The organism is Streptomonospora nanhaiensis, from assembly GCF_013410565.1.
Classification (GTDB): domain Bacteria; phylum Actinomycetota; class Actinomycetes; order Streptosporangiales; family Streptosporangiaceae; genus Streptomonospora; species Streptomonospora nanhaiensis.
On record NZ_JACCFO010000001.1, the window covers coordinates 2,720,473 to 2,732,380 of the forward strand.

An 11,908-nucleotide genomic window follows, 5' to 3' on the forward strand; every position below is an offset into this window, starting at 1 on the left:
GGCCTACTCCCCTTCCCGGTCGCGGGTGTCCAGGCCGCCGGGCGGGGTGGCCGCCGGGCCGCCGCCGCGGGAGCGCGTGCCGCGCGTCCCCCGGCCGCCGCGGGCGCCCCGGCGGGCGCCGGGCGCGCGGTGGCCCTGGCCGGCCGCTCGGGTGCCGGTGGAGCCCGATCGGGCGCCGGCCAGCATGGGACGCCGCGGCCGGGGCGCGGGCTGGGCGCGCTGCTCGCGCAGGTCCTCCTCGGTGCGCACGCCGGGCAGCGCGAGCACGCCCACCGCCACCAGCAACGCGGCCTGCGCGGCCAGCCACGCCTGGCGCAGCGGGTCGGACTTGGCGATCTCCAGCCGCCCGCCGGAGGCCGGCAGGTCGAAGGCCTGCAGCCCGCCGGGGCCCGACCGCGCCGCGAGCTCCTGGCCGTCGAGGGTGGCGCTCCAGCCGGTGCCGACGGGTTCGGCCAGGACGAGCCGGCGCCCCGCCGCCCCGCCGGGCACCCGGTAGGCGGCCTCGGCGCCCTCGCCCGCCTGGGCGCGCAGCACCACGGGCCCGCCCTCGCCCAGCACGCGCACCCGGCCGGTGGGGGTGTCCAGCGACCACAGGCCGAAGCGCTCGCCCAGCTGGACCCGGGTGAGGCCGGGGGCGCCGTCGAGGATGTCGACCAGGGTGACGTCGGGGCCCTCGGAGCCGGGCGGGCGCGGCATAAGCACGTAGCCGATGCCGAGGTCGGCCAGCCGGGCGGTCTCGTCGCCGCCCCGGCCGCCGGCGAGTCCGGCCACGACCTCGTCCAGCACGGCGCGGGTGGGGCCGCTGGTGGGGACCTGCTCCTCGCCCAGGCGGGGTTCGCGCCCGCGCAGCACGCTGTAGCGCACCGACCCGTCGTCCTGCGGGGCCACAACCAGGGTGCGCGCGCCGCGGCCGTCGTCGCTGACCCCGCCCAGCAGGCCCGGGACCACGGGTCCGGCGTGCCCGCTCAGCGGGCCCTGTACGCCCTGCCACATCCACACCCCGGCGGCCGACAGCGGCGTGGTGAGGGCCAGCGCGGCGGCGAAGGCGGCGAAGGCGCGGCGCGCGCCGCCCAGCCGCCACATCAGGCCGAAGGACTGCGCGGCGTTGGCGGCCGACAGCAGCATGGCCGTCGCGGCGAAGGCCAGCGCCACGCCCGGCCACGCCGGGGCGGTGGGGCCGCCGTACCAGGGCTCCACCGGCACGCGGCTGATGACGATCGCCACCAGGATCCCGAACAGGGCGACGCTCCAGCCCACCGCGATCAGCATGCGGCGGCGCAGGAGCAGCAGCGCCGACAGCGCGGCGACCAGGAACCCGGCGGTGACCCAGACCGGCGGCATGCCCGGGCCGCCCGGCGAGAGCATCAGCAGGGACACCGCGCCGGGCGCCGGTGCGCTCAGCTCGGGCCGGTGCAGGCCGGCCTCCAGCAGCCACAGCGACGGGTGCAGCAGCAGCTCCAGCGACCACGGCAGGAGCAGGACGAGCGGCACCCCCAGCGCGATGGCGACGCTGACGTAGAGGCGGCGGCCGATGTGGCCGAAGGCGACCACCACCAGCACGCCGGTGACCAGCGCCAGCAGCCACAGCAGCGGCACGAACGCGGTGCCCGCCGCCAGGAACAGCGCCAGCGCCCAGGCGGTGCGCCGCGAGCGGCGGGGCGGCTCGGTGAGCAGCCGGGTCAGCAGGATGCCCAGCACCGGCAGCAGGGCGTGCACCAGGGCGGTGCCCAGCCGGCCCTGCGCCACGGCCCCGGTGGCCATGGGCAGCAGCGCGTAGGAGCCCGCCATCCAGACCTGGGCGAACGTGGCGCTGAGCACGCGGCGGGCCAGCAGGTAGGCGGTCAGCCCGGCCAGCGGCACGCAGCCCAGCAGCAGCACGGTGACCGCCAGCCACGGCTTGCCCAGCAGCAGGGTGGACAGCAGCGCCAGCAGGCCCACGTAGGGCGGTGCGGGCGCGCCGGTGCCCGCGCCGATGTCGGGGCGGCCGGTGAGGTAGAGGGCCCACAGGTCCGAGGCGCCGCCCGCCACCGGCGGCAGCGCGCCGCCGGCGAGTTCGGCGCCGAACAGCAGGTGGCGCTCGGCGACCAGGGTCACGGCGGTCAGCGCAAGGACGAGCAGCGGGCCGGGGCGGGTGAGGACGCGGCGCAGCAGGGTGAGGTCGTCGCGCAGCGGGTCGTCGTCCTCGGCCGGGGGCGCCACGACCGCCTGGTGGCGCCCGGCGGTGTCCAGTCCGGCCGAACCGGAGAACAGGTCGGCCACGGCGTCGGTGAACTGGCGCAGCGCCACCCCGCGCGCCAGGAACGGCCGGATGGCGCTGTAGGTGCGGCGCCGGTTGCGGCGGCGGCGGAAGCGGGCGCGGATCAGCCGGCCGGGCATGAGGTAGACCGACGTGATGGCGAACGCCTCGTCGAAGGCGTTGGCGGGCTGCTTGGCGACGATGTACATCAGCACGCGCAGCAGCGAGGCGAAGGAGTTGCGCACGAACGCCGCGAGCATGCCGCCGGCGGGCAGGTTGGCCAGCAGCACGAAGATGGCGTGGCGGCGGTCCAGGCGGCGCGGGTGGTCGCCGGCCGCGGCGATGCGCCGGCGGCGGCGCGCGGCGGCCTCGGCGTGGTAGGCCACGGCGTCGGTCACGATCAGCACGCGGTGCCCGGCGCCGCCCGCTCGCCAGCAGAAGTCGATGTCGTCGCGGAAGATCGGCAGCGCGGGGTCAAACCCGCCCAGTTCGTCCCACACGTCGCGGCGCACCAGCATCCCGGCGCTGGAGACGGCGAGGACCTGGCGGGTGCCGTCGTGCTGGCCGTGGTCGAGTTCGCGGGGCTCCAGGCCGGTCTCGCGGCGCCCGGCGCCGTCGATGGTGACCCCGCACTCCACCAGCACCCGGCGGTCGAACCAGTCGCGCAGCTTGGGGCCGAGCACGGCGGCGCGGGGGTCGTCGTTGGCGGCGATCAGCAGGTGCTGGAGGGCGTCGGGGTCGGGGGTGCAGTCGTCGTGGACCAGCCAGATCCACTCGGTGGCGTCGGGCGCGGCGCCGGGGAACGCGGCGCGGGCGCGCGGGGAGTCCAGGGCGGCGCGCACGGCGTCGCCGAAGCCGGTGGCGCGGTCCAGCGTGGTGATGGCGTCGGCGGCGATGTACTCGGCGAGGATGCGGCCGCTGCGGTCGCGGCTGCCGACGTCGACGCCGACGACGCGCTGCACCGGCCGGGTCTGCTCGCGGACGGCCTCCAGGGTCTCCGGCAGCCATCGGGCGCCGTCGTGGGTGACGATGACGGCTGTGACGATGTGGCGAGCCGGATCCAGAGGTAGCACGGCTGGTGATCGCTCTCGACAGGGGTGCGGGCGGGGTGGGGACGACCCTGGCGGCGGGGCGGTGGGACGCGGGCACGGGGTGTCGGCAGAACACCATACGCCACCCGCCGGAGGCTTCGTGCTGGTTCGGGGCCGTGCCCGCCGCCGGTCCGCTCCGGGCGGGCGGGGGGCGGGAGGGGCGCCGGGAGGGCGGCGGGGCGCGGCCGGATGCGGCCGCGAGCGCGCGCGGCGGTCGGCCCGCGCCATTACCAGCGGGCGCGTAAAGGGCCGCTAAAAAAACGCGCGGCCCGGGTAAAAACCCGGGCCGCGCTCGACCTTGAGCAGGCGGTCACAGCATGTCGGCGAGGAAATCGAAATCCTGGCCGGCCGCTTTCTTCAGCCGCCGCCGCTCGCGTTCGGAGAGTCCCCCCCAGATGCCGAAGCGCTCATCGTGCTCCAGCGCGTATTCCAGACACTCCGCCCGGACCTCGCATGACAGGCAGACCTTCTTCGCCTCGCGGGTCGAGCCGCCCTTCTCGGGGAAGAACGCCTCGGGGTCGGTCTGCGCGCAGAGTGCGCGCTCCTGCCAGCCCAGATCTTCATCTGCGCCGTGCGCCAGCGGGATGACCTCGCTCATGCGCACCTCCTATTGCCCCCCTAGATGAACCCTCCCATTCTGACCCCCGGGAGGGTGGAATCACACGGTGAATTACACGCGGGCCGCCGGGTATACGTCAAGCGCGCTGCGTGGTAATCCCCTGAATATCATGTAACAAACCAACACCGGGAGTCCACCCGGCGCGTTCGCTTCAGCGGATTACCACGCAATTGTGCCGCGGGTATGCCGCGCGACCATTGGGTCGGCGGGCTCAGCCAGGGGCGCCGCCTCAGCGGCGGTCGTCGTCGCGGTACCAGCCGGGCGGCGTGTCGGAGGCGTCCTTGCCCTGCTTGGGGTCGGTCCCGTAGCCCGCGCCCTGGCCGTAGCCGGACCCGTATCCGGGGTCGACCTGCTGCAACTGGTCGGTGCTGGTCTTGTCGTCGTGGAAGAAGGAGTCCAGCGGGGTGTCGCGCCGCTGGTCGGCGGGCGGCTGCGGCTGCTCCTGCGGCGGCTGCGGCTGCTCACCGGGCTGCTGGTACCAGCCGTACTGGATCGCGTTCTGCGCCGCCTGCTCGCCCTCGCTGCCCGGCTGGGGCGCGTACTGCGCGGGGTCGTAGGGCGAGCCGTAGCCGGCCTGCTGGCCTCCGGTACCGTAGCCGCCCTGGTCGCCCGAGCCGTAGGGCTGCTGGCCGCCGCTGGGGTAGCCGCCGCTCTGGGCGCCGGCGCCGTATCCGGTCTGGCCGCCGCTCCCGTAGCCGGAGGGGTCGCCCGAGCCGTAGGCGGGCTGGCCGCCGGAGCCGTAGGACTGCTGCTCGCCGGTGCCGTAGGCGGACTGCTGGTTCTGGGCGTAGGGGTCGTAGCCGCCGCCGGACTGCTGCTGCCAGTCCTGGCCGTAGCCCTGCTGACCCGGCTGGCCCGGCTGGGCCTGCGGGTTCTGCTGGCCCAGCGGGTCGGCGGGGTCGGCCTGGTGGGTCTGGCCCTGCTGGCCGCCCCAGTCCTGGCCGTAGGCGCTCTGCTGGCCGCCGGTGCCGTAGCCCTGCTGGTAGGGGTCTTGCTGGCCGCCGGGCTGCTGGTAGGGGTCCTGGCCCGGCTGCTGGCCCCAGCCCTGGACCATGGTCTGCTGGTTGGGGTCGGAGTACGCGGCGGACTGCCAGTCCGCCTGCGGCTGCTGGGCGGCCGGATCGTAGCCGGTCTGCTGGCCGGGGTCGGCCGCGGCGTAGCCGGAGGGCTGCTGGGCGGGGTCGGCGGAGTACTGCGGCTGCGCGGGCTCGGCGTAGGCGGGCTGCGCGCCGCCGCCCCACTCCCCCTGCTGCGGCTGCTGCGGCTGCTGCTGGAAGGACTGCTGGCCGCCGGTGGCGAACCCGCCGGTCTGCGGCGCGGCGAAGGACTGCTGGGCGCCGGTCTGGGGCGCGAACGACGCCTGGCCGCCGGTGGGAGCGGGGTGCCCCGGCTGACCTCCCATGGGCGCGCCCGAGTGCATCGGCGCCGAGCGCGGCACCAGCGACTGGTCGTTGAAGACCCGCAGCAGGAACAGCCCGGCGAAGACGATGATGGCGAGCTGGCCGCCGATGGACAGGAACGAGGAGAACCCGTCGGCGAGCTGCGCGGTCTCGTTGGCCGCCACGAAGCCCATGATGAGCCCGATGACGCCCATGAGCGCGGCGAAGCCGAGCAGGATCAGCCCGACCAGCGCGATGGGGAAGTTCACCGACGTCTTCTGCGGAGCGGTGACGGCCAGCAGCACGGCGACCACGATCAGCGCGACGATGACGGGGCCGTGGAACATGCCGGAGCCGACGTCGGTGAAGTTGCCCGCGATCGTGGTCTCGTAGCCCACTCCGCCGTGGCCGAAGAGGTAGATGAGGCCGCCCAGCATGTGCGCGATCACGGCGCCGAGCAGCGCCCATGCCGCGGGCACCCGCAGGCGGTTCAGTGCTTCGTTGTTCAAGAGAGGTTCCCCTCCGCTGCTTCGCCGTCGCGTCGGTGGAAGCTTGGCATATCAACCGGTTGTCAATGGAATCGGCCGGGGACGCGGCGCTTTCGCGCGACACGGCGCGGCGCGGCCGTCGGCGCGGTCGCGTGTGAGGGACGCCACCGTGTCGCGGGCCACCGGGTGGCCGCGCGCGGCGGCCGATGGCAGCGCGGCGCGCCCCGCCTCAGCGCGTCACCGTGGCGCGCCCGCGGGGCCGACCGGGATGCCGCTCTCCCCGAGCCGGGAAGAGCATGGCACATACACCACCTCAGCCTGCCAGACTTGAGCCCATGCGGATAGTCGTACCGGCTGGCGGTATCGGGGGCGCGCGCTTCCTGCGCGGCCTCAAGGCGGCGCTCGGGATCGGAGCCGACCTCACAGAAGACGACCCGACCATCACGGTCATCGGCAACACCGGTGACGACATCACCCTGTTCGGACTGCGGATCTGTCCGGATCTGGACACCGTGATGTACACCCTGGGCGGCGGTATCAACGAGTCCCAGGGCTGGGGCCGGGCCGAGGAGTCCTTCGCGGTCAAGGAGGAGCTCGCGGCCTACGGCATGCAGCCGACCTGGTTCGGCCTGGGCGACCGCGACGTCGCCACCCACATCGTGCGCACCCAGATGATGGCGGCGGGCTACCCGCTCTCCGCCGTCACCGAGGCGCTGTGCGACCGCTGGCGCCCGGGCGTGCGGCTGCTGCCCATGACCGACGACCGCGTCGAGACCCACGTGGTGGTCGCCGACGGCGACGGCGGCCGGCGGGCCATCCACTTCCAGGAGTGGTGGATCCGGCACCGCGCCGCGCTGCCGGCGCTGGAGATCGTGAGCGTGGGCGCCGAGGACGCCAAGCCCGCCCCCGGGGTCGTCGAGGCGATCGACGAGGCCGACCTCGTGCTGCTGCCGCCCTCCAACCCCGTGGTGAGCATCGGCTCCATCCTGGGCGTGCCCGGCGTGCGCGCCGCGCTGGAGCGCGCCACCGTGGTGGGGGTGTCGCCGATCATCGGCGGCGCGCCCGTGCGCGGCATGGCCGACGCCTGCCTGACCGCCATCGGGGTCGAGACCAGCGCCGAGGCGGTGGCCGCGCACTTCGGCCCCGACCTGCTCGACGGCTGGCTGGTCGACACCGCCGACGCCGGGGCGTCGGTCGAGGGCGTCACCGTGCGCGCCCGCCCCCTGTACATGAGCGACCCCGACGCCACCGCCGCGATCGCCCGGGCGGCGCTGGACCTCGCGCTGGAGCTGAAGGGGGACCGGCCGTGACCGAACCCGCCGCGCGGCCCGCCGCCGCGCCCGCCGCCGTCGAGGTCACCGCTGTCGTGGGGCTGCCCGAGATCGGCGCGGGCGACGACCTGGCCGCGCTGGTCGCCGGCGCGGCCGACCTCCGCGACGGCGACATCCTGGTCGTCACCTCCAAGATCGTCAGCAAGGCCGAGGGCCGCCTGCGCCGCATGGACCGCGAGGCCGCCGTCGACTCCGAGACCGACCGGGTGGTGGCCCGGCGCGGCTCCCTGCGCATCGTGCAGGACCGCCGCGGCCTGGTCATGGCGGCGGCCGGGGTGGACTCCTCCAACGTCCCGGCCGGGCACGTGCTGCTGCTGCCCGAGGACCCCGACTCCTCGGCGCGGGCGCTGCGGGCCGGGCTGCGCGAGCGGCTGGGGGTGCGGGTCGCGGTGGTGGTCAGCGACACCTTCGGCCGGCCCTGGCGCGCGGGCCAGACCGATGTCGCCATCGGCGCCGCGGGCCTGGATCCGCTGCTGGACCTGCGCGGCACCCCCGACTCCCACGGCAACGTGCTGGAGGTCACCGTGGCCGCGGTCGCCGACGAGATCGCGGCGGCCGGCGAGCTCGTCAAGGGCAAGGTGTCGGGTGTCCCGGTGGCGGTGGTGCGGGGCCTGGGCCACCTGGTCACCGATTCCGACGGCCCCGGCGCGGCCGCACTGGTGCGCCCGGCCGACGCCGACCTGTTCCGCTACGGTTCGCGCGACGTCGTGCCGGCGCGGCGCACGGTCCGCGAGTTCACCGCCGACCCGGTCGACCCCCAGGCGGTGCGCCGGGCGGTGGCGGCGGCGGTCACCGCGCCCGCGCCGCACCACACCACGCCGTGGCGGTTCGTCCTGGTGGAGTCCGCGGCGACCCGCACGGAACTCCTCGACGCCATGCTCGCCGCCTGGGTGGCCGACCTGCGCGCCGACGGGTTCGGCGAGGAGGCGATCGCGCGCCGCACCCGGCGCGGCGACGTCCTGCGCCGGGCGCCCTACCTGGTGGTGCCGTGCCTGGTGGCCGACGGCGCGCACGCCTACCCCGACCCCCGGCGCGCGGTCGCCGAGCGGTCGATGTTCCTGGTGGCCATGGGCGCGGGCGTGCAGAACCTGCTGGTGGCGCTGGCCATGGAGGGCCTGGGGTCGGCGTGGGTGTCCTCCACGATGTTCTGCCCCGACGTCGTGCGGCGGGTGCTGAACCTCCCCGACGACTGGCAGCCCATGGGGTCGGTGGCGGTGGGGCACGCCGCGGCGAGGCCCAAGGAGCGGCCGCCCCGCGATCCGGACAAGTTCATCGAGGTGCGGTAGACCCCGGCCGCCCGCCGCGCGGCGGGCGGCCGAATTTTTCCGGAATCTCTCGGACGCCCCGCCCCGCCCGCGACCGGCGTGTTGGTCCGTGCCGGTTCGTCCGGTTCGGAAATCTCCCCGCAAACCGTCTGTCGCTCGGCGATTCCATCGGGTAACGTGACGGGAAACACGTTGGGAGCGCTCCCAACTCCGGCTACCCCCAACCGGAAGGCGGAGATCGCACGATGCAATCTCGCGAGAACGCAAAAGCCCCCCGCTTGGCGCTTCGCGCCCTCACCCTTCTGTCCGCTGCCGCCATGGCGCTGGTCGGCACCGTCCCGCTGGCGGGGTCGGCATCGGCGCACGGCTCGGTGATCAACCCGGCCAGCCGCAACTACGGCTGCTGGGAGCGGTGGGGCGACGACCACCTCAACCCGGCCATGGCCCAGGAAGACCCCATGTGCTGGCAGGCGTGGCAGGACGACCCCAACGCCATGTGGAACTGGAACGGGCTCTACAAGAACAACGTGGGCGGCCAGCACCAGCAGCACGTGCCCAACGGCACGCTGTGCAGCGGCGGGCACGCCGAAGGCGGGCGCTACGACTCGCTCGACGCCGTGGGCGCGTGGAAGACCACGAACATCACGAGCAACTTCACCATCAACCTGTACGACCAGGCGTCCCACGGCGCGGACTACTTCCTGGTCTACGTCACCAAGCAGGGCTTCGACCCCACGCGGGAGGCCATGGGCTGGGACGACCTGGACCTGGTGGCCCAGACCGGCCGCTACGCGCCCTCCCAGAACTACCGGATCAACGTGAACACGTCCGGCTACAGCGGTCGCCACGTCGTCTACACGGTGTGGAAGGCGTCCCACATGGACCAGACCTACTACATCTGCAGCGACGTCAACTTCACCTGATCCCCGCCGCCGAAGCGCCCTCCCGGCCCCACCGGCCGCCCACGGCGCCACCGGTCGGCCCCCGGCCCCGCCGGACCCCGCGTCCGGCGGGGCCGCCCCGTGCGGCGGCCGCACACGGCCGCCGGTGCGCAACACGCCCCAAAGTGGTATACCGTTCCCCGCACATCGCTCTTTGCCGCCGCGCCCCTCGCGGCGGCGCACGGGGACAGGGGGTGGGCGGGTGCGGCGCCAGGGACTGGGGCTGAAGGCGGATCCCTACGGGCCGTTCCACGGCCCTCTCGCCCACGGCTACGCGTGCGGCGTGCACATCGCCGTGATGAACGGCGCGCCCTGGAACAGCGAGACCGGCTGCACCTGCTGCACGCCCGAGGAGAAGCGCGGCGACCTGAGCCGCGACTGGGGCATCGAGGGCCCCGACGACTGGCGCGGCCAGGCCGAGACCCTGCTCGACGACCGGGGCAGCAACCCGGTGGCCGGCACCCTGCTGGCGCTGCGCCGCCAGGCCGCCCAGTACCTCAACGGCCGCCCGGTCGACCCCGGCACCTGGCGCAGCGCCATCGGGGACTGGTGCCGGCACAACGGCATCGACACCGGCACCTACCAGCAGCTGGTGGGCCTGGCGGGCATGATCCTGGACTACGAGAAGCGGTTCGTCGCCGACGGCCTGCTGCCGCCCGGCGGGTACGTCACCGCCATCCAGGCGTGGGACTTCGGCCGCGGCGCCAACATGGCGCGCTGGGGCGTGCAGTGCGGCTACACCGTGCTCCAGACCGCGCAGTGGTACGTGGTGCGGGCCGGCGAGCAGGCGCGGCGCCACTACGCGTCGTGGGCCGACTTCTCGGCGGGCTACGTGCTGGGCCGCTGCCTGCACTTCGACAACGGCGAGTTCGGCCCCCGCTACACCGAGCCGCTGGAGGTGCACCACGTGATGATGTCGCACCCGCAGAGCCCCTGGCTGAACCTGCCCTTCCACCTCTGACCCGCGCTCCCACCGCACCCCGGCCCCCGGCGCCTCGCGCCGGGGGCCGCCGCATGCCGGGGGCGCGTGGACGGCGGCGGGCACCGCCCGGCCGCGCCCCTTCCACCGGGTGACCCGGTCCGCGCCGGCCGCCCGGCGCGCGCCGCGCCGGGCGGAGCGCCGGTCGCCGCGGGTGACGCGGGGGTGACCTGCGCGGGTGCGGCGCGTGTCCGGAACGGAACGCACCGTTTTTGGAAATAAGCCTTTCAGATCTTGACGCGCCGCGAACAAAGCTCTTAGGTTTCTTAACAATTCAACCCAGGTCCGGATCCGACCCCCTCCGCGAACCCGGCCCCGCGCGCACCCCGGGTCCGCGTCCCTTCCCCGCTCACGGACGCACGGACACAAAGGAGCCCCCGTGACCGCTCCCCGCCGCACCCTCCTGCCGCGCCTGGCCGCGGCCCTCACCGCCGCGGCAGCGGCCTGCGCCCTCGCGCTGACCGCCGGCGGCCCGGCCGCCGCCGACGACGCCACGGCCGAGGCCGCCGCCACCGGCCCCTGGCTGACCGGCTACTGGCACAACTTCGACAACGGGTCGACCACCCTGCCCCTCAGCGAGGTCCCCGCCGCCTACAACCTCATCGCGGTGGCCTTCGCCGACAACCTCGCCGGCGTGCCCGGCGGCATCACGTTCAACCTCGCCTCCTCCGAACTGGGCGGCTACACCGAGCAGCGGTTCAAGGACGACATCGCGGCCGCCCAGGCCCAGGGCCGCCGGGTCGTGCTGTCCGTCGGCGGGCAGAACGGCCACGTCAACGTCACCAACGCCACCGAGGCCGCCAACTTCGCCGACTCCGCGCACGACCTCATGGTCGAGTACGGTTTCGACGGCATCGACATCGACCTCGAACACGGCATCAACGCCCAGTACATGGAGGAGGCGCTGCGCGCCCTGCGCTCGCGGGCGGGCTCCGACCTCATCATCACCATGGCGCCGCAGACGATCGACTTCCAGGCGCCCAGCTTCGCCTACTACCAGCTCGCCCGGAACATCGGCGACATCCTGACCATCGTCAACATGCAGTACTACAACTCCGGCAGCATGCTGGGCTGCGACGGCCAGGTCTACTCCCAGGGCACGGTGGACTTCGTCACCGCGCAGGCCTGCATCCAACTGGAGATGGGCCTGCGCCCCGACCAGGTCGGCCTGGGCCTGCCCGCCACCCCGCAGGCGGCCGGCGGCGGCCACCAGTCCACCGGCAACGTCATCGCCGCGCTGGACTGCCTGGAGGCGGGCCGCTCCTGCGGCGCGTTCACCCCGGCGCAGCCCTACGGTCCCATCGGCGGCGTGATGACCTGGTCCGTCAACTGGGACGCCACCAACGGCTACGCCTTCGCCAACGCCATCGGCGCCCGGCTGGGCACCGGCTGACGCCGACCGGCACCACGGCGCCGGGCTCCCCTCCGGCCGCGCCCCCTGCCCCTCGGGCGCGGCCGGCACCCCGGCGCACCCGTCCGGCCCTGCCCCCGCCGGACGCCCCGGGCGGCCCCGCGCATCCCCTACGCGGGGCCGCCCTCCCGCGCGCGGTCCGGGCGGCCCGCGCGGACCGGGCGGAGC

Annotated in this window: 7 protein-coding genes and 1 pseudogene; 5 read left to right on the top strand and 3 right to left on the bottom strand. The window is 74.9% G+C overall.

Going from position 1 to position 11,908, the window contains the following annotated elements; translation table 11 throughout:
* Window positions 1-3: 3 nt before the first annotated feature.
* The 3 genes from HNR12_RS11690 to HNR12_RS11700 all read right to left on the bottom strand — a co-directional run bounded on the left by HNR12_RS11690 (window position 4) and on the right by HNR12_RS11700 (window position 5,834).
* Window positions 4-3,309, bottom strand: a complete 3,306-nt coding sequence (locus tag HNR12_RS11690; protein ID WP_179767514.1) for a glycosyltransferase — start codon at window positions 3,307-3,309, stop codon at window positions 4-6.
* A gap of 328 nt (window positions 3,310-3,637) precedes the next feature.
* The gene (locus HNR12_RS11695) at window positions 3,638-3,925 is read right to left on the bottom strand and encodes a WhiB family transcriptional regulator (protein ID WP_040272150.1); all 288 of its coding nucleotides are present in this window, start codon (window positions 3,923-3,925) and stop codon (window positions 3,638-3,640) included.
* 250 nt (window positions 3,926-4,175) lie between these two features.
* Entirely contained in the window at window positions 4,176-5,834 is a 1,659-nt protein-coding gene (locus tag HNR12_RS11700; protein WP_179767515.1) for a hypothetical protein, read from the bottom strand.
* Window positions 5,835-6,148: 314 nt separating this feature from the next.
* Between HNR12_RS11700 and cofD the strand changes: the two genes are divergently transcribed.
* The 5 genes and pseudogenes from cofD to HNR12_RS11725 all read left to right on the top strand — a co-directional run.
* The gene (gene cofD / locus HNR12_RS11705; protein WP_179767516.1) at window positions 6,149-7,123 is read left to right on the top strand and encodes a 2-phospho-L-lactate transferase; all 975 of its coding nucleotides are present in this window, start codon (window positions 6,149-6,151) and stop codon (window positions 7,121-7,123) included.
* The gene (locus HNR12_RS11710; RefSeq protein ID WP_179767517.1) at window positions 7,120-8,430 is read left to right on the top strand and encodes a coenzyme F420-0:L-glutamate ligase; all 1,311 of its coding nucleotides are present in this window, start codon (window positions 7,120-7,122) and stop codon (window positions 8,428-8,430) included. Before cofD ends, HNR12_RS11710 begins: the two co-directional genes overlap by 4 nt.
* Window positions 8,431-8,654: 224 nt before the next feature.
* Entirely contained in the window at window positions 8,655-9,332 is a 678-nt protein-coding gene (locus tag HNR12_RS11715) for a lytic polysaccharide monooxygenase auxiliary activity family 9 protein (protein ID WP_179767518.1), read from the top strand.
* A gap of 220 nt (window positions 9,333-9,552) precedes the next feature.
* Window positions 9,553-10,311 carry a DUF1266 domain-containing protein gene (locus HNR12_RS11720; RefSeq protein WP_179767519.1) on the top strand — a complete coding sequence of 253 codons (759 nt, stop codon included), beginning with the start codon at window positions 9,553-9,555 and terminating at the stop codon, window positions 10,309-10,311.
* Window positions 10,312-10,708: 397 nt separating this feature from the next.
* A pseudogene (locus HNR12_RS11725) lies at window positions 10,709-11,719 on the top strand (chitinase); the annotation flags it as partial.
* Window positions 11,720-11,908: the final 189 nt, after the last annotated feature.